The following is a 21,977-nucleotide window of genomic DNA, read 5'->3' as shown; positions in this document are numbered from 1 at the left end:
AGTAGCAATGTCCTATTTCTATTCGATGCGCGGCTGGTTGGAGATAGAGCCCGATCGGTTCTCCTGCGTGGCGGAGCGCATCACCGCGGCCCGGCAGAGCGAGCCCGACGGGAGCAAGAGGGCGCTCTACATGGAGGGGTGGAGCTGGGCCGGTAAGCCCATCAACTGGACGCGCTATGTCTTCTATGGCGCTGACGTGACGGAAGAAGGGCTGCAGATGGTCTCCGAGGTGCTGGCGAAGCTTACAGAGCTGCGGCTAGGTCTCTCGGGGTACTTTCACGCCCAAGGCGAGGATGGCGAAAGAAATTTCGTTTACAGGGTGAACAACGACGTGGTGACCTGCGAGCCGGCGGGGCCGCTGCTGGCTCTGTGATGTGTGAGGGTCGGCGTCGATCTGTGCCCGTGCAGCGAGGAGATGCCGAGGTGGCTCGATCTCCTGGACAAGTATGTCAGGCTGTGAGCCCGCCGGGGGGACCATGGAGCCGCGAGCCCTCAGGAAGATCGATCCGTGGCTGCCTGCAAGGGCGCGAGAGACGCTGGGAGCGAGGCGGGCTGAGGCGCGTCGAGAGCCGAGTCGCGCCAGATTCCCATCAACGATGGTCCGACCGTGAGCCGCGGAGGCTCACCACCGCCCCCACGTCACCCCGAGCTTCGTCTCCGCGAGCTGCTCCTCCGCGATCGGCGCGAGGAGCCGGACCGCCCCGCACCACGTCAGCGACACCGTCCGCCGCTCCCCGTCGATGCGAACCGTCTGCAGCACCGCCTCCGGCGTGAAGATCTTCGGCGCTCCCGGCGGCCGCACCGACAGCGCCGGCGCCTCCCCGGGGAGCGCGAACTGCACCTCCGGCTGCCCCTGCACCAGGTACTTCAGGATCACGAGCTCGTCGCCCCGCAGCCGCTCGGTCGCCAGCCCCGGCGCCGCGCCCTGAACGAACCGCGGCAGCACCTCGTTCTTCCGGAACGGCCCCCCGAGGTCCGCCCCGTCCGCGAACGCCATCTCCCGGATCGGCTTCGCCGGCGGATCGTGCTCCAGGAAGGCGCCGAGCCCCCGCATGATCCGCGGGTACCAGGTGTGCGCCACCCAGCCGAGCCCGCCGGAGGCCGGCGCGTCGAGCCACGCCCGCGGCGCCTGCACGAAGAAGCGCGACGCCGCGAGCGGGTCGCCCGGGTCCTCGATCTGCGGCAGGAGCTCGCCGTCGGCCCGGTCCCGGTCCACGTCGAGGAAATACCCCCGCCCGACCTTGTTCCGCGGGTAGGCGAAGACGCCCTCCTCGCGCGGCGAGGGCTCGACCCGCCGCCCCTTGCGGCGCTCGGGCGGGTCGAGCTCGTCGTGGGCGTACGCGTCGTAGCCGCCGTAGGCCAGGTCCCACGACAGCGGCACGCTCTCGAACGGCGCCGGATCCGGGAAGCGCACCTGCCCCTCGAGCGAGACCTCCACCCGGCGCTCGCCGAGCACCCGCAGCACGCGCGCGCTCCGCCCCGCGGCCACGCCGACCATGAGCTCGCGCACCTTGCCCGGCGCGTGCGCCCGGCCGGTCACCACCACGTCGGTGGCCGGCTTCGGCGGAAACAGGTCCATGTCGTCGCGCAGCGTGCGGTAGCGGTCGTGCGGGTCGGTCTCGATGTCGGGGTCGATGACGACCGGCGCCTGCTCGTCCGCGAGCCCCACCCGGCCGCCCGCGAAGGAGTAGGTGCGCTTGGCCACGCAGACCATCCACACCTTGCCGTCGTGGCTCTTCGCGCACCGCACGGTCTGGGTCACACGCGGGGAGGCCTCTGCGCTCATCGGGCTCCTTGCAGGCTCGCGTCCGACGGGTATCTCCGCCCACGCGCGCACGCAAGGGCGAGGACCGGCGCGCCCGCAAGGGCGAGGACCGGCGCGCCCGCAAGGGCGAGGACCGGCGCGCCCGCGGCTCCCCCGCGCGCGGCGCCCGACCCTGCGCTACGATGCGGCCGTGACGGACGCGCCCGCTCCTCTCCCCCCGCAGGCTCCCTCGCCGCAGGATCCTCCGCAAGAGGCCGGCGCCCTCGCGCCCGCGCCCGGCGCGGAGCTCGCCCCGCCCGCTCGGGTGGTGCCCCTCGCCTCGGGGCGCTCCCTCGAGATCGCCGAGGAGGGCGCGGGCGAGCGGATCCAGATCCGCGCCGCGGCCGGGCAGATCCTTGTCTCCATCCGGATGACCGACGACGGGCCGGTGCTGTCGCTCGCGGGCGCGTCGCTGGAGATCGCCGCCGCGAAGACGCTCTCGCTCTCGTGCGACACGCTGCAGATCCAGGCGGCCCAGGACGCCGCCATCGAGGTGGGCGGGAGCCTGCACGAGCGGGTGCGCGGCAGCGCGGTGCGCGAGGCCGGCCGGAGCGCGCGCACGACGGCGCGCGAGGTGAAGGTCGAGGCGTCGCCCGGCGGCGTGGAGATCCGGGCCAACGACGACGTCGACATCGTCGGCGAGCGGGTGCGGCTCAACTCCGAGGATCCGCCGATGCCGCTGTCCTGGGAGGAGTTCCGCGCGCGCCAGGCGCTCGCCGGCGGCCCCGGGCAGCCCGCCGCGCTGGCCGCGGGAGAGGCGGCGCCGCGAGCGCCGGACGACCGCTCCCGCCCCGGGGAGTGAGCGCCGAGCTCACTCGGCCCGCAGCTTCTCCAGGAGCGCCATCAGCTCGGCGGAGAGCGCCATGTTTCCCGCGGCCTTCTTCGTCCACACCCGCACGATCGGCATCAGCGCCGCCCGCTGGACGGCGAGCGCGTCGAGGACCTCGCCGGCCGCACCGCGCTCCAGCCCCACCGCGATCCGGGCGTACTCCTCCAGGGCGATCGGGCCGCGGAACGCCTCCACGGCCGCCACGTAGGCGGCGTCGTGCGCGGCGCGCAGCCGGCCGCCGGCGCGCGCGTCCTTGTCCAGGAGGGCCCGGAAGCGGCGCTCCACCGCGTCCCAGGCGCGCTCGCCGAGCCCGTGCGCGCGCAGCACCTCCGGCCGCGGCGCGCGCCGCTCGGCGATCTCGGCGGCGATCGCGGCGAAGCGCTCCACCGGCACGTCCTCGGGTCGCACGGCCGGCTCCGGCGCGGGCGCGGGCGCGGCGAGCGGCGACGGGGGCTCCTTCGCGGGGTCGGCCGCCGAGCTCGGCGGCGCAGAGGGCGGCGGTGCGTTCGCCTGCGCCGCGGCCGGAGGCGGCGGCGAGCTCGACAGCCGCTGCCCGAAGAGCAGTGGCGGAGGCGGCGGCGAGCTCGGCAACTGCTGCCCGAAGAGCGGGGGCGGAGGCGGCTGCGGGCTCGGCAACTGCCGCCCGAAGAGCGGGGGCGGAGGCGGCGGCGCGATGCCCGGGTCGGGGACAGGCGCCGCTGCGGCGCGCCCTGCCTGGAACGGCAGCGGCTCCGCGGGCACAGGCACGAGGCCCGGGCTCAGGGTGCCCGGCGTCAGCGTGCGCGGCGCCAGGGTGTCCGCCCCCTCGTCGAGGGCGCCGGTCGCGGCGCTCGGCCGCGGCTCGGCGGGCGCCGGCGGGAGCGGCGCCGACGGCCGGTCGCTCGGCGCCGGCGCCGGGGGCCGCGCGGGCGCGCCGCTCCCCTCCCCGGCCGCGCCCTGCGCCGCCGGCGCGAAGGGCAGCCCCGACGGCGAAACGAACGGCAGCACGCCGGAGGAGCCCGCCGCGCTCAGATCCGGCACGAGCGTGCTCACCATCGCCGCCGGCAGAGCCCCGCCCGCCGCGCCGGGCGCGGGCGCGGGCGCGCCGGCGTCGCCCCGCTCCGGCGCGCGGGCGGCGACCGCCGGCATCAGCGTCTCCGCCAGCTCGGCCTCGGCCTCCGGCCGCTCCGCGGTCACCACCACCGTCACGTCCTCGGCCGCGTGCCGCAGCGGCACCGCCCCGCGCCACGTCAGCGTGCAGATCCCGCGATCCGCGTCGATCCACAGCGTGTCGCAGCGCAGCCGCATCTCCTGCGGCTCGGCGTCGCCGCGGAGCAGCGACGCGCGCGGGATCACGCCCTCCAGCACGGTCGCGAGCTCGGGGTGCCGCGGGTGCAGGTGCGCGAGGACGAGCCGCTCGCCCGCGGGCAGCTGGTCGAGCTGCTGGTCGGGCGGCGCCGCGTTGAAGTAGCCGGGATCGATGTCCTCCGGCAGCGGCCGCTCCGCCCAGGCGTCGTGGCCGAACGTGGCGGCGTGCCGGCGCAGCCTCGCGGCCCGCTCGGGCCACGACGGCGCGATCGGCCCGAAGCCCGCAGGCGGCAGCGGCTCCGCCGGGCCGCGGAGCTCGGCCCCGGGCGGCAGGAGGCTCGGCGCCGGCCGGAGCCCGCGCGCGTCGGGCGCCGCGTTCGCGGGGATGCCCACCGGGTTCCAGCCGTCGCGCCCGCGCGCCGCGCGCTCCCACCGGAGCGACGCCCTGGCGAACGGCGCGGCCGCCGTGAGCTGCCCGCCCGGCGTCCACGCGCGCTGGCCGTGCACCTCGATCCGTTTGTCGATCGCGCCGATCGCGAGCCGCGCCACGAGCGAGGCCGCGGGCTCGCCGTGGGGCGCGTGGGCGTGGCCGACCACGAGCACGTCCACGCGGCGCTTGAACGGCGCGAGATCGCTCGCGGCCCACAGGCTGGCCCGGGGGTCGTCGCCCCACGGGACGTCCGCCTCCCACGGCGCCTCCTGCGCGGCCGCGAGGCGCGAGCGCCCCGGCTCGAGCGCGAAGGTCGCCTTGCAGACCACGGTGAGCGCGAAGGCCTCGGGGCGGGGCCGCCAGACGAGGGACGCGACGCGGAGCGGGCAGGTCGAGGAGACGCGCACGCCGGAAGCTTATCGCTCCCGGGCGGCCGGTGACGGCGCGCGATGCGCCCGGCGCCGCGCCGGCGCTACTCCTGCCAGAGGACGCCGAGCTCGATCTCCACGGCGTCGAACGGGGCCGCGCGCACGGTGACGTCGCCCTCCCACGCGCCCATGCGCGCGAACCGCCCGCCGTCGATGCGGAAGACCTCCAGGCTCCGGAGCCGCGGATCGATGAGCCAGTAGTGCGTCACGAGCTCGCGCGCGTAGATCTCCATCTTGTCGCGGCGGTCGACCGCCTCGGTGGACGGCGAGATCACCTCGCACACCCAGTCGGGCGCGAGGAAGATGGCCGCGTTCCGCATCGGGATCTGCGGCATCCGGTCGCGGCGCCACGCGGCGATGTCGGGGATCACGATGTCCGGATCGGTGCCGAGGTGCAGCTCGGGCTCGACCAGGAGCGCCCAGCGGCCGGGCCCCTTGATGCCCCGGCGAAACGGGAGGTAGAGCTCGCCGGCCAGGACCGACGTGACGTTGCGGCAGGACAGGGACGGCCGCGGCGTCGCGTGGAGGACGCCGTTCAGGATCTCCGCCACCTGATTGGGGGGCGTGTCAAGGACATCCTGGTACGTGGCGCGACGACCGTCGGACATGGTCGGAACTTAGCACGCACGCCGCGCGCAGCGGCTCACGTCGCGAAGATCTGACGCATGTCCTGGAACGACTTGAACTCGAGGGCGTGGCCGCTCGGGTCGACGACGAAGAGCGTCGCCTGCTCTCCCGGCTCGCCGACGAAGCGGATGTGCGGCTCGATCAGGAACGCGACCCCGAGCCCGCGCAGCCGCTCGACCAGCGCGTGCCAGGCGCGCCACTCGAGGATGGCGCCGAAGTGGCGCACCGGCACGTCCTTGCCGTCGACCGGGTTCGTGGGGAGCACGGCGCCGGGCTCATCGACGAGGTGGGCGGAGATCTGGTGGCCGAAGAAGTCGAAATCGATCCACCGGGCGGCCTCGCGGCCGACGCGGCATCCGAGCACGTCGACGTAGAAGCGGCGGGTCGCCTCGAGGTCCGAGACCGGGAAGGCGAGGTGGAACGGCGGGGCCTGGGTCATCGAGAGCCTCCCTTTGCGGCGCCCGCCCATCGTAGGGGAGGCGGCGGTCGCGGGACAGGCCCGCCGCCGGGCCGGCGCGGCCCGCCGGCCCCTCCGCGCCGCCTGCGGGCCTGCGCCGCCCGCCCCTGGACGCCCCCGGGGCCCCGGCCGGGGCGCCCGGGGCGGGTCGAAAATCCCCGAGCAGCCCCCCCGATCGCCGCGGCTTCGTTGTAGATTCCGCCGCCATGACCGAAGCCGCACCCTCTCCCAGTCAGCGCCCCCGCCCGCTCGTCCTCTGTATCCTCGACGGATTCGGCGAGCGCGAAGAAAAGGACCAGAACGCGATCGCCCTCGCGAAGACGCCGAACCTCGACGCGATCAAGCGCGACGCGCAGACGACGCTGATCGGGACGAGCGGCCCCGACGTCGGCCTCCCGGTGGGGCAGATGGGCAACAGCGAGGTCGGCCACCTGAACTTCGGCGCGGGGAGGATCGCGCTGATGGACATCTCGCGCATCGACGTCGCGATCGCCGAGAACAAGCTCGGCTCGAACGAGGTCATCGACCGGGCGTTCCGCATCGCGCAGGACCGCAAGTGCCGGCTGCACCTGTTCGGCCTCGTCTCGGACGGCGGCGTGCACTCGTCGCTCGATCACTTCCTGGCGCTGTTCAAGCTCGCGAAGTTCCACGAGGTGCCCGTCGTCCTGCACGCGTTCCTCGACGGGCGCGACACGCCGCCGAAGAGCGCGTGGGGCTACGTCGAGAAGATCCAGGAGGCGCTCGAGGGCGTCGGCGTCATCGGCACCGTGTCGGGCCGGTACTACGCCATGGACCGCGACAAGCGCTGGGACCGCGTGATGAAGGCCTACACGGCGATCGTGCGCGGCGACGCGCCGCGGGTCGACACGGCGTTCGACGCGATCCAGCAGTCGTACGCGCTCGGCAAGACGGACGAGTTCGTCGAGCCCGTCCGCATCGGCGACTACAGCGGCATCAAGGGCGACTTCATGGCCGACTTCGCCTCGAAGGAGGCGCGCTGGGAGTGGTTCGGGGAGGAGGTCGGCCTCGCCGTCAACTTCAGGCCCGACCGCATGCGCGAGCTCTCGGCGGTGCTCACGCGGCGCAACCTGCCGCCCGAGGTCGAGGAGCTCCTCACCGATCGCGGCAAGCCGGTCTACGCCTTCCAGGAGCACTGCTACAGCTGCATGACCGAGTACGACGCGGCCCTGAAGCTGCCGGTCGCGTTCCCGAAGGACGAGGTGACCGACTCGTTCCCCGAGGTGATCTCCCGCGCCGGGCTCACGCAGCTCCGGTGCGCGGAGACCGAGAAGTACGCGCACGTCACGTACTTCTTCAACGGCGGCCGCGAGGAGACGTTCCCGGGCGAGGACCGGAAGCTCGTGCCCTCCCCGCGCGACGTCGCCACCTACGACAAGAAGCCCGAGATGAGCGCGGCCGGCGTCGCGAGCGAGGTCGTGGCCGCGATCAAGAGCGGGAAGTACGACTTCATCCTCGTGAACTTCGCGAACCCGGACATGGTCGGGCACACGGGCATCCTCGAGGCCGCCATCCACGCCGTCGAGGCGGTCGACAAGGGGATCGGCGACATCGCGGACGCCGTGCGCGAGGCCGGCGGCGCGATGATGATCACCGCGGACCACGGCAACTGCGAGCAGATGAAGGACGACCAGGGCAACCCCCACACCGCCCACACGCTGAACCCGGTGCCGCTCTATTACCTGAACAAGCACGACGCTGGCGTCGTGCTCCGGTCGGGCGGCCGCATCTGCGACGTGGCGCCGACGATGCTCGAGATCCTCGGCATCCCGCAGCCCGCGGCGATGACGGGGCGCTCGCTCCGCGTTCGACAGCGCTAAGTGGGCGCGGCGGAGAGGCAGCTCGGCCCGTACATCCTGCGCGAGGCCGTCTCGTCGCGGGCGCTCACGGTCACGTACCGGGCCGAGCATGTCGAGCTCGGCCGGGCGGCGCTGATCAAGACGCTGAAGCCCACGGTGTCGGCCGCGAGCGCGTTCGCGGCCGGCCTCGAGCGCGAGGCGAAGATCCTCGCCCGCATCCGGCACCCCAACATCATCGACATCCACGATTTCCAGCGCGACGAGGACCGGATCTGGCTGGTGCTCGAGCCGCTCTCGGGCCCGACGCTCGCGGAGCTGTGCGCGCGCGCCGGCCGCCTCGACGAGGGCGCGGCGGCGGCCATCGCGCTGGAGATCGCGCGCGGCCTCGGGCACGCGCACGAGCGCGGGGTCGTGCACCGCGAGCTGCGCCCGGAGCGCGTCGTCATCACGGCGCCCGGCGGCGTGAAGATCCTGGAGTTCGCCGCGGCGTTCGACGGCCGGCTGCCGTCGCTGCCCGAGCCGTTCGAGGGCAGCGACACGTTCGCGCGGCCCGACTACATGGCGCCGGAGCAGATCCTCGGGGCGGAGACCGGGCCGCAGGCCGACGTGTTCGCGCTCGGCGTGGTGCTGTTCGAGATGCTCGCCGGCGCGCGCCCGTTCGACGAGCCGAAGCCGGAGCCGGCCGACGCGGGCGCCGTGCCTTCCGCGTCCCGCGCGTCGCGCCCGCCGCGCGAGCGCGAGGAGGACCGGTGGGCCGAGGGCCGGGCCGTCGCGCACCGCATCCGCAGCGCGCCGCCGCAGCCGCTGCGGGGGCTCGTGCTCGACGTGTCGCGCGGCCTGGAGCGGGTGGTGCTCCGGTGCCTCGAGAAGGAGCCGGAGCAGCGCTACGAGAACGGCCGCGCCGTCGCGGACGCCCTGGCCGAGGAGCTCGCCGAGCGCGGTCAGGCGCAGCCGAGGGCGCTCATCGGGAGGGCGCTCGCGGCGGCGAAGCTCGGCGGGGACGAGCTCCCGCCCGCGCACGCGCCGTCCGTCCGCCCGGCCGCCGAGCGGCGCCACGCGCCGTCGCTCGCGCCGGATGCGGTCCGGCTCCTCGGCATCTTCGCGCTGGTCGTCGCGGGCGGCGCGCTCATCGAGCTCGGCCTGCGCGAGCACGACGCGGTCGGCCCGCCCAGCGCCGAGGCCAGGCAGGCCGGCGCGCCGTCGGAGGGGCGCGGCTACCTGAAGGTGCTCGCCAGGCCGTGGGCGGAGGTCGTCGTCGACGGGGAGCTCGTCGACGTGACGCCGATGGCGCGGTCGATCCCGCTCCAGGCGGGGCGGCACTACGTCACGTTCCGCCACCCGAACGCGCCCGAGGAGAAGCGCACGATCACCGTCTCCGCCGGGCAGACGGTCACGCTCGACGTGAGCATGCGGATCGACCGCAGCGCGCTCGACGCGGGCGCGCCGCCGGTGGAGGACAGGGACGCCTCGCCCTGACGGCGGGGCGCGCGGGCCTACGCGGCGCCGCCGCCCTGCCCCGCGCCGCCCTCGCCCGCCGCGCGGCGGCGGAGCGCGTCGAGCGCGATCAGCGGCCGCTCCCGCTTCTCGTGGAGCTCGCCGAGGCACGCGCCGCTGCCGCGCTCGAGCGCGCGGCAGCAGTCGGGCCGCACCTCGTAGATCGAGCACAGGAAGCGGCCGCGCTCCGCGTCCAGCGTGAGCGCGGCGCAGCGGCCGTCCTCGACGCGCATGTAGCAGCGGTTGCCGATGAACCGCGTGAGCGCCCGCGCGCGATCGTCCATGCGGTCGTAGTCGCACCCGAAGACCCGGATGTACTCGGGCAAGGTCGAGAAGCAGCAGGTGCCGCACGCGGTGCACTCGGGCACGCCCGCCTCGCCGCGGCCGCCCACGCCGCCGCGGCCGCCCGCGCTCGCCCCCCCGCCCGTCAGAGCCGGACCTCCACGTGCGTCCCGCGCTTCAGCTCGTCGAGCCACTTCTGCTTGGCCTTTTGCAGGATCTCCGCCTGCAGCCGCTGGAGGATCTCCGGCCGTGCGGCCTCGAGCGTCGTGAAGCGCGACGGCTGGCGGCTGAGGAGCTTCATGACCACGAACGCGTCGCCCGCGCGCATCGGCCCGGTCACGCCGCCCGGCTCGACCGCCATCAGCGCGGCCTCGAGCTCCGGGGCCATCACCTCGCGCTGGCCGCTCTGCGCGGCCTGCGTCCCCTGCGGCGCGCGGACCCCGAGGTCGCCGCCCTGATCGCGGGTCGCGGTGTCGTCCGAGAACTGCCGCGCGAGCGCCGCGAAGTCCTCGCCCCGCCGCGCGCGATCGGCGATCGCCGCCGCGAGCGCGCGCCGCTCCTCGATCGCCTCGGCGCTCGAGCCGGGCAGGATGCGCAGGACGATCCACGCCGGGTGGTACTCGCGCCGCCGGCGCTCCTCGCGCACCATCCGGTCGTAAGCGGACAGCACGTCCTGCTCGGTGATGCGCACCCGGCCCTTCACCCGGAGCTGCAGCATCTTCCCCTCGAGGATCTGCCGGCGGATCTCGTCGCGGTACTCCTGCTCGGTGAGCCCGGAGCTCGCCCGCGCCATGCGGAACAGCTCCTCGACCGTCGTCTGCTCCGCGGCGGCGATGTTCCGGAAGGCGTTCTCGATCTCGTCGGAGGTGACGCGGATATTGGCCTTCTCGGCGGCCTGGCTCTCGAGCTCCTCGTCCACCATCTTCTGGACGAGCTCGCGAAAGATCTGCGACTCGGCCGCCGCCTGCTGCGGGCCCGGCGGGACCCGGGCCTGGATCTGCAGGAGGAAGGGGCGGGCCCGCTGCCGCAGATCCGAGAGCAGGATCGCGCGATCGCCGACGACCGCGACGATCCGCTCGCTCACGACCGCGTGGGCGAGCGGCGAGGCGAGGGCGGCGGCGGTGATGAGCCCGGCGAGGGCGAGGCGGAGCGGGGCGCGCATCGCGCGGCTCTACCATTTGACCCCGGCCGGTTCCACGCGTTTCCGGCCTCGCGCGGCCCGACGTGACGCGCCGCGCCTCGCCGCGGGAGCGCGCCGCGCGGCGGCTGTCCAGCCTGTTGCCGCAGCGATCCCGGCGCGGTAAGCGGCCGCCATGACGACCTTCGCCGAAGCCCGCGCGAGGACAGCCGATCTCCATGTCGCGGGCAGGCACGCTGGTCGTACCGGACAACCCCATCGTCCCCTTCATCTTCATCGAGCGCGCGTGGCCCCGCTCGGTCCCGCAGGCCTTGATAGCGATGCGGGGGTGTGCGTAGTGAAGTTGTCCAGCACCAGGTGACTCCGACTCGCCCGCGGGTAGGCACGGGCGATCCGACAATCCCGGCCCTTCAACCCTCGAGGAACAAGTGGAAACGCAAAATTCTACCATCATCTACACGAAGACAGACGAGGCGCCGGCCTTGGCCACGTATTCGCTTCTCCCGATCGTCGAGGCGTTCACGAAGGCCGCCGGGGTCCGGGTCGAGACGCGCGACATCTCCCTGGCGGGCCGCATCCTCGCCAACTTCCCGGAGCGCCTGACGGACAAGCAGAAGCTCGGCGACCACCTGGCAGAGCTCGGCGAGCTGGCCAAGACGCCCAACGCCAACATCATCAAGCTGCCCAACATCAGCGCCTCCATCCCGCAGCTCGTGGCCGCCATCAAGGAGCTGCAGCAGCAGGGCTACGCCGTGCCGGATTACCCCTCCGAGCCGAAGACGGAGGAGGAGAAGGCGATCAAGGCGCGTTACGCCAAGGTGCTCGGCAGCGCCGTGAACCCCGTCCTGCGCGAGGGCAACAGCGATCGCCGCGCCTCGCCCGCCGTCAAGGAGTACGCCAAGAAGCACCCGCACTCGATGGGCGCGTGGAGCCGCGACTCGAAGAGCCACGTCGCGCACATGTCGGGCGGCGACTTCTACGGCAGCGAGAAGTCGGTCGTGGTGGACAAGGCGCAGGAGCTGAAGATCGAGCTCGTCGCCGGCGGCAAGACGACCGTGCTCAAGCCGAGCGTCAAGGTGCAGGCGGGCGAGGTCGTCGACGCCAGCGTGATGAGCGCCAAGGCCCTGCGCGCGTTCTACGCCGATCAGGTGGAGGACGCGAAGAGGCAGGGTGTGCTGTTCTCCCTGCATCTCAAGGCCACGATGATGAAGGTCAGCGACCCGATCCTCTTCGGGCACGCCGTCAGCGTGTTTTATGCCGAGGCGCTCGACAAGCACGCGGCCACGCTGGCCCAGGTCGGCTTCGACCCGAACAACGGCATCGGCGACCTGTACACCAAGATCCAGGGCCTGCCGGCAGACGAGAAAGCGAAGATCGAGGCGGACATCAAGGCCGTCTACGAAGGGCGCCCGACGCTGGCCATGGTCGACTCCGACCGCGGCATCACCAACCTGCACGTGCCCTCGGACGTGATCATCGACGCCTCGATGCCGGCGGCCATCCGCTCCAGCGGCAAGATGTACGGCACCGACGGCAAGCTCTACGACGCCAAGTTCACGATCCCCGATCGCTCCTACGCCGGCATCTACCAGGCCACGATCGATTTCCACAAGCAGCACGGGGCGTTCGATCCGCGCACGATGGGCAGCTCGCCGAACGTGGGGCTCATGGCGCAGGCCGCGGAGGAGTACGGCTCACACGACAAGACCTTCAAGATCCCCGAGAGCGGCACGGTGCGCGTCGTCGACGCCTCCGGCAACGCCCTGCTGGAGCAGAAGGTCGAAGCTGGCGACATCTTCCGCGCCTGCCAGACGAAGGACATCGCGATCAGGGACTGGGTCAAGCTGGCCGTCACCCGCGCGCGCGCCACGGGCGCCCCGGCGGTGTTCTGGCTCGACGAGAACCGCGCCCACGACAAGAACCTGATCGCCAAGGTCAAGGCCTACCTGCCCGAGCACGACACCAATGGCCTGGAGCTCCCGATCATGAGCCCGGTGGAGGCGATGAAGTTCACGCTCGGCCGCATGAAGGAGGGCAAGGACACCATCAGCGTCACCGGCAACGTGCTGCGCGACTACCTGACGGACCTGTTCCCGATCCTGGAGCTGGGCACCAGCGCCAAGATGCTCTCCATCGTGCCGCTCTTGGCCGGCGGCGGCCTCTACGAGACCGGCGCCGGCGGCTCGGCGCCGAAGCACGTCCAGCAGCTGCAGAAAGAGAACTACCTGCGATGGGACTCGCTCGGTGAGTTCCTGGCACTGCAGGTCTCGATCGAGGACCTCGCCAACAAGACCGACAACGCCAAGGCCAAGGTGCTCGCCAAGGCGCTGGACACGGCGATCGGCCTGTTCCTCGAGAACAACAAGAGCCCGGCGCGCAAGGTCGGCGAGATCGACAACCGCGGCAGCCACTTCTACCTCGCGCTCTACTGGGCGCAGTCCCTCGCCAAGCAGAGCGAGGACAAGGAGCTGGCGGCCAAGTTCGGCAAGCTCGCCAAGACCCTGACGGACAACGAGTCCAAGATCAGCGATGAGCTGATCGGCGCGCAGGGGAAACCCGTCGATCTCGGCGGCTACTACCACTTCGACGATCAGAAGACGTTCGCCGCGATGCGGCCCAGCGCCACGCTGAACGCGGCCATCGACGGCTTCTCCTGAGCCGCGCGCTCAGCTGAGCCACGCGCTCAGGCTGAGCCGCGCGCTCAGCCAGAGCCGGCAGCGCCGGGGTACACCGTCCGCCGGGACGCGCGCTCGCGGACGGCCTCGCGCGCGAGCGCGTCGGCGCGCTCGTTGAGCAGCACGCCGGCGTGCCCTGGAACGTAAACGAGGCGCGCCCGCGGCCGCGCCGCGAGCGCGTCGCGCAGCGAGGCGATGAGCTCGGCGTTCGCCTTGGCCTTCCACCCCTTCTGGAGCACGCCGATCGAGTACTGGCTGTCGGTGTGGATGACGATGGGCCGCTCCGGCTGGTCCACCTCCTCGAGCGACCGGAGGATGGCCGTCAGCTCCGCGATGTTGTTGGTCGCGGTGCCGAGGTACTCGCTGCGCTCGATCCGCCGGCCGCCGTCGATGATCACCACGCCGAGGCCCGCGGGCCCAGGGTTCCCCGAGCACGCGCCGTCGGCGTAGACGATGACGGCCCCCTCCGGGACTGGCGCCGCGGCGGTCGCCCCCCGCGCCGGCGCCTTGCGCTGCCCGCGCGCCCCCCCGGCCGGCGCCGGAGCGCCTGCGCCCCCTGCCCCGTCGGGCTGCTCGCCGGCGCGCGCCTTCACGACCGCCTCGGCCGGGCCGCAGGTGTCGTCGGGCAGCACCTTCGGGTCGACGATGGTCAGGTTGTCCGGGCGGGCCTTGTACTTGCGGCCGTCGTTCGGCTTGTAGCGGATCTCGACGCCACCCCCTTCCTCCGCGGCCAGGGCGCCGGCGGCATCGGCACGGGCGTAGACGGTTTGACCTCGAAGCGATGCGCGAACCCAGGGCACGCGCGCACCCTGGCACGAATCGCGGGCCGGCGGTACGGGAGACCCGGCCAGCCGAGCGCGGACGATCGGACCGGACGGGCGCGGCCGGGCGCGGCGCGGCGGGGCACGGCGCGGCGGGGCGCGGCCATCAGCCGATGCGCGCCTCCGCGAGCAGCTGTAAGGCGATGCGAGCAGTTGCAAGGCGGTGCGAGCAGTTGCAAGGCGATGCGAGCAGTTGCAAGGCGGTGCGAGCAATTGCAAGGCGGTGCGAGCAGTTGCAAGGCGGTGCGAGCAGCTGCAAGGCGGTGCGAGCCACGCGGGCGATCCGCGCGAGCAGCGGCTTCGTGGAGACGGTCCACGCGTCAGTCCGCCGCAATAGTTAATAAGCCTAACTAATTTGTCGAGCGGTCATGATACCGGCGAAAGCCCCCCGCCGCCCGGAACCGCACGGCGAGGAGGCGGCGTCCGATCGATGCGCTCGCCGCGGCGTGGTCACCGCTCGATGCAGAGGGCGATGGACCACGAGTTCAGCGTGCCGGAGTCGGACCCGGCGTCGTCCCCGACCCGGAGCGTCCACGTGCCGCTCGCCGGCCGCGACACGAACGCCGTGAACGAGGCCTCCGGGCGGAAGCACCCGCGGAACGGCGCCACGCCCGCCGTGACCGGGGTCCTGCACCCCATGTCGAAGAGGGTCCCGCGGTAGTCGTCGCCAGAGCCCCCGTTGTCGCTCGAGACATCGACCGTCGTCCCCGCCGGAGACGCGAGCGAGATGTCGACGTCCGCGTCGAACGAGTGCGCGATATCGACCTCGAGCGTCACGCGCCGCACCGCGCCGCTCGCGCCGACCGGGACGACGCTGGCGGCGACCGCGCGATCCGCGACCGTCTTGGGCACGTCCGTGGACGACTCCACCCACAGCACCTGCCCCGGCGAGCAGCCGCCCACGCCACCCTCGCAGCCGGTCGCGCAGTCCGGATCGTCGCAATCCGTCTCGCCGTCGAGGTCGTTGTCCTCCGCGTCCCCGCAGTTGCGCTCGCTCGAGTAGGTGCACACGCTCGGCGTGCCCCGGCACGCGTACCTCGCCTCCACGACGCAGGTCGCGCTGCATCCATCGCCGCTCGCCGTGTTGGCGTCGTCGCAGCCCTCGACGCCGGCCCGCACGAACCCGTCGCCGCACCGCGCGACGCGGCACGTGATGGGGCAGCCGTCGGTGCTGTCGGCGTCGCCGTCGTCGCACTCCTCGCCGGACCGGATCGCGCCGTCGCCGCACCCTTCGCGGAGGCACCCGGGGCTGCACCCGTCGCCGGCGTTCCGGTTGCCGTCGTCGCACGCCTCGACGCCGGTGCGCACGAACCCGTCGCCGCACGCGGCCGCCGCGCAGCCGGCCGGGCAGGCGTCGGCGTCGCTCGCGTTGCCGTCATCGCACGCCTCGACGCCGGCCTGCACGAACCCGTCGCCGCACGAGGCCGCCTGGCACGTCGTGAGGCACGCGTCGGTGTTGCTCGCGTTGCCGTCGTCGCACGCCTCGCCGGCGGCGTTGGCGGCCCCGTCGCCGCACGCGGGCGGCGCGCACGTGCCCGCCGCGCTGCAGACGTGGCTCAGGCAATCGCGCCCGATCGCGCAGCGCATGCCGGCGGCGCACCCGACGCACGCCGGCCCGCCGCAGTCGATGTCCGTCTCCGCGCCGTTCCGCGCGACGTCGGTGCACGACGGGAGGCACGTCGTCCCCGAGCACCTGCCGCCGAGGCAATCGCCGTCCGCAGCGCACGCCTTGCCGGTGGCGCACGGCGGGCACACCGACCCGCCGCAGTCGACGTCGGTCTCCGCCCCGTTCGTCGCGCCGTCGGTGCACGAGGACGCCCTGCAGATCCCGTCCCTGCAGATCCCGCTCCGGCAGTCCGCGTCGGCGAGGCACGCCGCCGCATCCGGGCACGGCACGCACGCGGAGCCCCCGCAGTCGACGTCGGTCTCCGCCCCGTTCGTCGCGCCGTCGCCGCAGTCGGGCGCCACGCACCTGTTCCCGACACAGACGTTGCTCAGGCAATCGCCCGGGGCGAGGCACTCGACGCAGGCGCCGTTCCCGTCGCAGTAGCGCCCTCCGGACGGATCGGCCCCGCCGCACACCGTCGTGGCCGGCGCCGGCGGGTTCTCCGGCGCGCCGGCGACGCAGACGTCGGCCGAACACGGGTCTCCATCGGAGAAGACGTCCTGCTCGTCCTCGACCTCGATCACGGCGCCCTGCCCGTCGCAGACGCTCTTCTTGCAGTCGCCCGGCACCTGCTCGGCCACGGGCTTTCCCCGCGGCGCCGGATCGATGCCGCACCGGCCGCCCTCGCAGGTGCGCCGCTGACACGCGCCGTCGACCCCAGGGCAATCCACGGCCACGCTGCACGGCGCCCCGCCCTCGCCGCTCCCGCCGCCCTCGCCGCTTCCGCCGGCCGCTCCGCTCGCGCCGCCCTCGCCGCTCCCGCCGCCGCCGGCCTCCGAGCCCGACGGCTCCCGGGGCTGATCGCAGCCGGCCGCGGTGATGACAGCGGCGACGACGAGCGGCGGCAGGACCCTCGTGAACGGAGCGCTTCTGAAGAGGTCCGCTGGCACTGGCACCTCGATCTCCTCCGCGGCTCGCGGGAACGGCGATGTCCCATCGAGGCCCGATCCGAGCCTGACGGACTCGCGCGGTCGATCTTCAGCGCACTAGACTGATATGGAATCGAGAGGACGCCAGCGGCCAGACGGCTCAGGAGAGGCCTTATCCAGGGACGTCGCCCCGGACGTCGCCCCGGACGTCGAATGGCGCGTCCGCGCGGCGCTCCGCTCCCGTCGCGATCCGCGCGGGCGCCAGGCGGCGCCCGCCGAGGGAGATCGCTAGTACTCGACGTCCTGCTTGAAGACGAGCTCCGAAGAGGGCGATTCGGGATTGGGGTTCTGCTCGAGGCTGATGACGAGCTCGAACCGGGTGAGCGGCACGCTCACGTCCTTGAGCTTGCCGGTGCGGGCATCGGGGTCGAAGTTGAGCGCGCCGACCCGCTGCCAGGGCGAGTCGCTGTCGGGGCGCGCCCAGACGACGTAGGCGGAGCTGCTCGAATCGAGGCGCTCGGGCGGCGGGAGGTTCTTCGCGCTGATGTCGAGGCGGGTCATGGCCGCGTCGAAATTGACGTCGGCCACGATCACGGCGTCGGCGCCCGGCGCCTTCCCCATGCCCTGCGGCGTGTAGCGCAGCGGGCCGCCGCAGCCCGCCATCATCGCGCACGCAAACGCCACGACAGCGAGCCGCAGCACCTTGGAAACATATCCTCTCATCTCGGTCGCTCCTCCTTCGTCGCTCTGCTGCGGGCGAAGACGCCTCGCGAGCCGCCGGCACCGGCCGGCGGCCGAAACCGCGGCGGCATCATAGCCGCTTTCGGCGGCGCCGACGGCGCTCGCCGATGCATCTCGGCGGCCGGACGCGCTGGACGAGCCGGCGGGCCGGCTGCGCGGAGCCCCTGGCTCCGACCCGGCGTCCGCCTCGCTCCGCCGCTGCGCGCGCTTCGCCCGCGGCTCCAGCGCCGCGCGCGCCCCGCGGACCGCGCGCGCTCCGCCGGCCCACCGCGACCGCGGGGCCCGCCCGCCGGGCAGGCGGCGCTCGGCCGCGAGCACGACGCCGGTGGCCGACCCCCGGGATCGGCGAGCGGCGCGGCGCGGACGGATCGCATGGCGAAGCGTCGGCTATCGACTAAAGTCTCGAATTCGAGATGGATTTGGCACACACGCGGCTCGGAGCGCGGGGCGATCGCTGGTCGACCTCGCGGGGGGTCCTGGACATCCGCACGCCCGCGTCCGACGTCGTGACGCGGCGTTTCGAGGGGTACGCGACGCTCGATCTGATCGAGCCGGCGGTCAGGCACCTGGAGACCCTGATCGACTCGGGCCTGCACCCGATCGTGTTCGACGATTTCGAGCTCGGCGCCGGCTACGACAGCGACGTCCGGGCCAAGCTCACGGCGTGGCACCTGCGGAACCCCGGGAAGCTGAAGGAGGTCCACGTCCTCGTGAAGCCGGGGCTCGTCGCCATGGGCGTCACGGTCGCCAACCTCGCCACGGGCGGCCGCTTCAACGTCTACACCGACCGCTCGGCGTTCGAGTGGGCGCTCGCGGGCGTGCTGACCTCGAGGATCACGGCGGGGCCCGCCTCGTCGGCGCGCGCGCCGTCCCTGCGCTGACGCGCGCCCCCGGGGCGCGCGAACGACCCGCGCGCCGACCCGCACTACGGGTGCTGCACGACCCCGTTCGCCGGGACATTCCGCGGGCCGAGCGTGATCTCGCTCATCCGGCTCGCGTGCTTTCCCTCGATGCCCTCGTAGTAACGGCGAATCGCCGCGATATCGGCCTCGATGTCGCCCGTCGGGTAGAAGACGTGGAGGATCCCGCCGCGCTTCCTGGGGAAATCGAGGTATCCGAGGATGATCGGCACGCCGGCGCCGAGCGCCACATAATAGAAGCCCGTCTTCCAGCGCTTCGTGCGCGAGCGCGTCCCCTCGGGCGCGATGATCAGCTTGAGCTCGTCGTGCTGCTTCAGCACGTCGACCACGGCCGCGACGAGGTTGTTGCGGTCGCGGCGGTCGACGGGGATGCCGCCGAGCCACCGGAAGAAAAAGCCGAACGGCGGCTCGAAGAGCGTGTGCTTGCCGAGCCAGGAGAACTCGAGGTCGAGCACGTAGCTCACCGCGAGCGTGAACGGGAAATCCCAGTTCGAGGTGTGAGGCCAGGCGATCAGCACCGCCTTCGGCGGCAGATCCGTCACGCCTTCGACGCGCCAGCCGAATACGGACAGCCATGTCTGACCGATGAACCGGCGAATGGCGCGGCGGGGGGCTGAAATGCGTGGGGCAGCGGCGCTCGGCATGGACGACCTCGACGGTAAGCAGCCGGAGATTCGTCGCGGGCCGGGTGGAAGTCACGTCACGCTTCCGTCATTCCGCGCCGCGGCCGCGCGCGCCGCTCGCATGCGCAGCGCGGCGCGCGCACGGCGCTACGCGCCTCTACGACCGTGACGGAGCGCGGCGCGCGGCGCGCTCACCGCCGCTCATCGCCGCTCTAGCCCGTGCGGCTTGCCCTCGCCGTAGCCGGCCAGCGTCTGCACGCCGATGACCGCCTTGTCGTGGAGCTCGTCGAGGTTCGCCGCGCCGGCGTAGGTGCACGCCGACTGCACGCCGGTGATCATCTCGATGAGGATGGCGCCGACGCTCTCGCGGCCCTCGTGGATGTAGATGCGCGACGTCGAGATGCCCTCGCGGAAGAAGACCTTCTTGGCGCGCTCGAACGGGTCGAGATCGGCGGTGCGCTCGCTGACGGCGCGGGCGCTCGCCATGCCGTAGTTCTCCTTGTAGAGCAGCCCCTCGCGGTCCTCCATCACGTCGCCCGGGCTCTCGTAGGTGCCGGCGAGGGTCGTCCCGACCATGACGCGCGAGGCGCCGGCGGCGAGGTAGAGCGCCACGTCGCGCGGGTGGCGGACGCCGCCGTCGGCCCAGACGCGCTTGCCCTGGCGGCTGGCCTCGCGGGCGCATACGAGCACCGAGGAGAACGTCGGCCGGCCGGCGCCGGTCTGCATGCGCGTCGTGCACATGGCGCCGGGGCCGACGTTCACCTTCACGATGTCGGCGCCCGCCTCGATGAGGTCGCGCGTGCCCTCCGCCGTGCAGACGTTGCCGGCCACGAGCGGGACGGCGTCGCCGATCGTCCTCCGCACCGCGCGGATCGCCTCGATCATGCGCCGCTGGTGGCCGTGCGCGGTGTCGAGCACGATCGCGGAGACGCCGATCTCGAGCAGGCGCGCGGCGCTCTGGGCCGCCTGCGCGGAGATGCCGATCGCCGCCGCGACCATGAGCTCGCCGCGGGCGTCGAGCGTCGGCCGGAGCAGCTCCAGGCGCACGGCGTCGTCGCGGGTCAGCACGCCGTGGAGCCGGCCCTCCTGGTCGAGCACGGGCACCGCCTTCACGCGCGCGTCCTCCATCAGGAGGAACGCCGTCCGGTTCGGCGTGCCCGCCGGGATGGTGATGAGGCGCGACGACATGAGCGCGGACGCGGGCGTGTACTGGTCGCGGTTGCGCAGGTCGGCGTGGGTGACGATGCCGATGGGGCGGCGCTCGTCGTCGACCACGACCACCATGTCGTGCGACCGCTTCCGGATGATGCCGTGCACGTCGCGGAGCGTCGCCCGCGGCGAGACCGAGAGCGGCGTGTCGTACCGCGGGTCGGCGCGCTTGATGTGGCCGACGATGCGCTCGACCGTGTCGAGATCCATGTCCTGCGGGAGCACGCCGAGGCCGCCGAAGCGGGCCATCGTCTCGGCCATCCGCTTGCCGGTGACCGCGTTCATGTTCGCCGAGACGATCGGGTGCGAGCCGCCGGGGAAGTCCGTGGGGCGGAGATCGGTGTCGAGGCGGGAGCCGCCGGCGAAGTACCCGGGGGTCAGGAACACGTCTTCGAGGGCGAGCTCGAGCGACTCGTCACGCTCGGGGTGGAGAAAGCGCATGCACAGCTCCGATCCAGGGTGATGGCGCCGCGACGGCGGCGCGGCGCGCCAGTCTAGTGCTTGCCGGCGGCGTGGGGCGCGTCGGCGAGGACGCGGTCGAGGATGGCGGCGATCCGGGCCGCGGCGGCTTCGGAGGAGAGGTCCGGGGGCGGCGGGGCGGGCTCCGGCAGGGCGCCCGTCTCGCGGAAGCGCGCGAGGTGGCGCGCGAGCGCCGCGGCGAGGCCGTCGACGTCGTCGGGCGGCACGCGCGCGTTGTCGCTCCGGTGCGCGAGCAGCTCGTCGATCTCGGGGTTCGCCGCGGCGCTGACGATCGGCATGCCCGACGCGGCGTAGTCGTAGGTCTTCGCGGCGATCCGCAGCACGACGCGCGGGCCCACCAGGGTGAGCAGCACGTGCGCCCGCCGCAGCTCGGCCATCACGTCGCGCTGCGGGATCGGCGGCAGGATCTCGATGTACGGGGTGAGCCCGAGCCGCTCGAAGCGGTCGCGATCGTAGGCGGACGTCCGGCCGATCTGCCGCAGGACGACGTCGCCAGGGGCGAGCCGCTCGCGGTCGATCAGCCGGCGCAGCGCGGCCCCGATCGCGTCGGCCGAGGTCTCCTCGCGCAGCGTGCCGAGGTGGAGGATGACGAAAGCGCGCGGCGGCTCCGGCGCGGGGGCCGGCGCGTACAGCGCGAGATCGAAGTGGTTGCGCACGAACGACGACTTCGTCGCGAGCTCGGGGAAGCGCGCGCGGTAGGCCTCGAGCGCGTTGCTCGTGTTGAGGATCACGTGGTCGGCGCCCGCGAGCCAGCGGCGCTCGACGCGCGGCACGAGGGCGCGCCGCGCCCGCTCGGCCAGGCCGGACGGGGGGCCGTGGCCGGTCTCGTGCAACGACCACGGGTCGCGCAGATCGAAGACGAGCGGCACGCCGAGCGCGCGCTTCACGTGGAGGCCCACCGGGCAGGCGGAGAACGGGCCGGCGCTCACCACGACGGCCTGCGCGCCGGCGCGGCGGGCGAGCGCGACGGCCACGCGCGCGGCGTGGGGCGCGTGCAGGGTGCAGCGATCGGTGAGCGCCCGGAACGGGCGGAGCCCCACGAGCGGGCCCCCGGGCCCCGCCCGGCGCGGCACGCGCGCGCGCAGGGCGGCGAACGCGGCCTCCGCGGCGAGCACGGTCGGGTCGAGGAACGCATCGGCGACCTCCACCTCGGGCGGCAGCGCCGCGAGGAGCCCGTCGTCGCGCGCGTCTCCGGGGAAGGTCGCGGACAGGACCACGGGGCGGAAGCCGTGGCGCGGCAGGTGCCGCGCGAGCTTCACCCAGCGGAACGCGCCCACGCTCGTCTGAGGCGCGAAATAGGGCGAGATCAGCAGGAACGGGCGCACGGTCGCGGGCTCCATCGGGTAGTGGCTAACTTTGCCCAGAGAGAGTCCACATGAA

Annotated in this window: 18 protein-coding genes; 6 read left to right on the top strand and 12 right to left on the bottom strand. The window is 73.4% G+C overall.

All coding sequences use genetic code 11. The features are described 5' to 3' along the window. Positions 1–7 precede the first annotated feature (7 nt). A complete protein-coding gene (locus WME83_RS07785; RefSeq protein WP_437318623.1) occupies positions 8–373 on the top strand; it encodes a hypothetical protein in 366 nt (121 codons plus the stop codon). 249 nt (positions 374–622) lie between these two features. On the opposite strand, the gene WME83_RS07780 is transcribed toward WME83_RS07785, so the two are convergent. Then, complete coding sequence (locus WME83_RS07780; protein ID WP_437318622.1) at positions 623–1,786, bottom strand: DUF2169 domain-containing protein; 1,164 nt, start codon at positions 1,784–1,786, stop codon at positions 623–625. Positions 1,787–1,955: 169 nt separating this feature from the next. On the opposite strand from WME83_RS07780, the gene WME83_RS07775 reads away from it, so the two are divergent. Further along, positions 1,956–2,606, top strand: a complete 651-nt coding sequence (locus WME83_RS07775) for a hypothetical protein (RefSeq protein ID WP_437318621.1) — start codon at positions 1,956–1,958, stop codon at positions 2,604–2,606. Positions 2,607–2,615: 9 nt separating this feature from the next. On the opposite strand, the gene WME83_RS07770 is transcribed toward WME83_RS07775, so the two are convergent. The 3 genes from WME83_RS07770 to WME83_RS07760 all read right to left on the bottom strand — a co-directional run bounded on the left by WME83_RS07770 (position 2,616) and on the right by WME83_RS07760 (position 5,844). Further along, positions 2,616–4,757 carry a DUF2169 family type VI secretion system accessory protein gene (locus WME83_RS07770; protein WP_437318620.1) on the bottom strand — a complete coding sequence of 714 codons (2,142 nt, stop codon included), beginning with the start codon at positions 4,755–4,757 and terminating at the stop codon, positions 2,616–2,618. Between the two features lie 65 nt (positions 4,758–4,822). Then, positions 4,823–5,386 (bottom strand): Uma2 family endonuclease, encoded by a 564-nt coding sequence (locus WME83_RS07765; protein ID WP_020733487.1) that lies wholly within the window; start codon positions 5,384–5,386, stop codon positions 4,823–4,825. Positions 5,387–5,421: 35 nt separating this feature from the next. Continuing rightward, the gene (locus WME83_RS07760) at positions 5,422–5,844 is read right to left on the bottom strand and encodes a VOC family protein (protein ID WP_437318619.1); all 423 of its coding nucleotides are present in this window, start codon (positions 5,842–5,844) and stop codon (positions 5,422–5,424) included. Positions 5,845–6,068: 224 nt separating this feature from the next. Here WME83_RS07760 and gpmI point away from each other — a divergent pair, with 224 nt between their 5' ends. Together gpmI and WME83_RS07750 are read left to right on the top strand one after the other, a co-directional pair. Further along, entirely contained in the window at positions 6,069–7,700 is a 1,632-nt protein-coding gene (gene gpmI / locus WME83_RS07755; protein ID WP_437318618.1) for a 2,3-bisphosphoglycerate-independent phosphoglycerate mutase, read from the top strand. Continuing rightward, the gene (locus WME83_RS07750) at positions 7,701–9,155 is read left to right on the top strand and encodes a protein kinase domain-containing protein (protein ID WP_437318617.1); all 1,455 of its coding nucleotides are present in this window, start codon (positions 7,701–7,703) and stop codon (positions 9,153–9,155) included. 17 nt (positions 9,156–9,172) lie between these two features. Here the strand turns inward: WME83_RS07750 and WME83_RS07745 are convergent, their stop codons facing one another. Together WME83_RS07745 and WME83_RS07740 are read right to left on the bottom strand one after the other, a co-directional pair. Further along, positions 9,173–9,541 (bottom strand): YkgJ family cysteine cluster protein, encoded by a 369-nt coding sequence (locus WME83_RS07745; RefSeq protein WP_437318616.1) that lies wholly within the window; start codon positions 9,539–9,541, stop codon positions 9,173–9,175. 59 nt (positions 9,542–9,600) lie between these two features. Next, positions 9,601–10,617, bottom strand: a complete 1,017-nt coding sequence (locus WME83_RS07740; protein WP_437318615.1) for a peptidylprolyl isomerase — start codon at positions 10,615–10,617, stop codon at positions 9,601–9,603. Between the two features lie 404 nt (positions 10,618–11,021). On the opposite strand from WME83_RS07740, the gene WME83_RS07735 reads away from it, so the two are divergent. Next, positions 11,022–13,250: an NADP-dependent isocitrate dehydrogenase gene (locus WME83_RS07735; protein ID WP_437318614.1), complete on the top strand. Its 2,229-nt coding sequence runs from the start codon at positions 11,022–11,024 to the stop codon at positions 13,248–13,250. A gap of 44 nt (positions 13,251–13,294) precedes the next feature. Here WME83_RS07735 and WME83_RS07730 read toward each other — a convergent pair whose 3' ends face one another. The 3 genes from WME83_RS07730 to WME83_RS07720 all read right to left on the bottom strand — a co-directional run bounded on the left by WME83_RS07730 (position 13,295) and on the right by WME83_RS07720 (position 17,347). Beyond that, complete coding sequence (locus WME83_RS07730; RefSeq protein WP_437318613.1) at positions 13,295–14,068, bottom strand: ribonuclease HI; 774 nt, start codon at positions 14,066–14,068, stop codon at positions 13,295–13,297. A 471-nt stretch (positions 14,069–14,539) separates the two neighbouring features. Further along, positions 14,540–16,651 carry a proprotein convertase P-domain-containing protein gene (locus WME83_RS07725; protein ID WP_437318612.1) on the bottom strand — a complete coding sequence of 704 codons (2,112 nt, stop codon included), beginning with the start codon at positions 16,649–16,651 and terminating at the stop codon, positions 14,540–14,542. Between the two features lie 261 nt (positions 16,652–16,912). Next, a complete protein-coding gene (locus tag WME83_RS07720; protein ID WP_437318611.1) occupies positions 16,913–17,347 on the bottom strand; it encodes a hypothetical protein in 435 nt (144 codons plus the stop codon). Between the two features lie 431 nt (positions 17,348–17,778). On the opposite strand from WME83_RS07720, the gene WME83_RS07715 reads away from it, so the two are divergent. Continuing rightward, the gene (locus tag WME83_RS07715; RefSeq protein ID WP_437318610.1) at positions 17,779–18,246 is read left to right on the top strand and encodes a hypothetical protein; all 468 of its coding nucleotides are present in this window, start codon (positions 17,779–17,781) and stop codon (positions 18,244–18,246) included. A gap of 44 nt (positions 18,247–18,290) precedes the next feature. Here the strand turns inward: WME83_RS07715 and WME83_RS07710 are convergent, their stop codons facing one another. The 3 genes from WME83_RS07710 to WME83_RS07700 all read right to left on the bottom strand — a co-directional run bounded on the left by WME83_RS07710 (position 18,291) and on the right by WME83_RS07700 (position 21,937). Continuing rightward, entirely contained in the window at positions 18,291–18,827 is a 537-nt protein-coding gene (locus WME83_RS07710) for a lysophospholipid acyltransferase family protein (protein WP_437318609.1), read from the bottom strand. 282 nt (positions 18,828–19,109) lie between these two features. Beyond that, a complete protein-coding gene (locus WME83_RS07705; protein ID WP_437318608.1) occupies positions 19,110–20,558 on the bottom strand; it encodes a GuaB1 family IMP dehydrogenase-related protein in 1,449 nt (482 codons plus the stop codon). 53 nt (positions 20,559–20,611) lie between these two features. Next, complete coding sequence (locus WME83_RS07700) at positions 20,612–21,937, bottom strand: glycosyltransferase (RefSeq protein ID WP_437318607.1); 1,326 nt, start codon at positions 21,935–21,937, stop codon at positions 20,612–20,614. Positions 21,938–21,977: the final 40 nt, after the last annotated feature.

This window comes from Sorangium sp. So ce385 (assembly GCF_051474135.1).
In the GTDB taxonomy this organism is placed as follows: Bacteria; Myxococcota_A; Polyangia; order Polyangiales; family Polyangiaceae; genus Sorangium; species Sorangium cellulosum_D.
The sequence above is the reverse complement of the archived record's forward strand: the minus strand, read 5'-3'. Positions and strand labels throughout refer to the sequence as shown.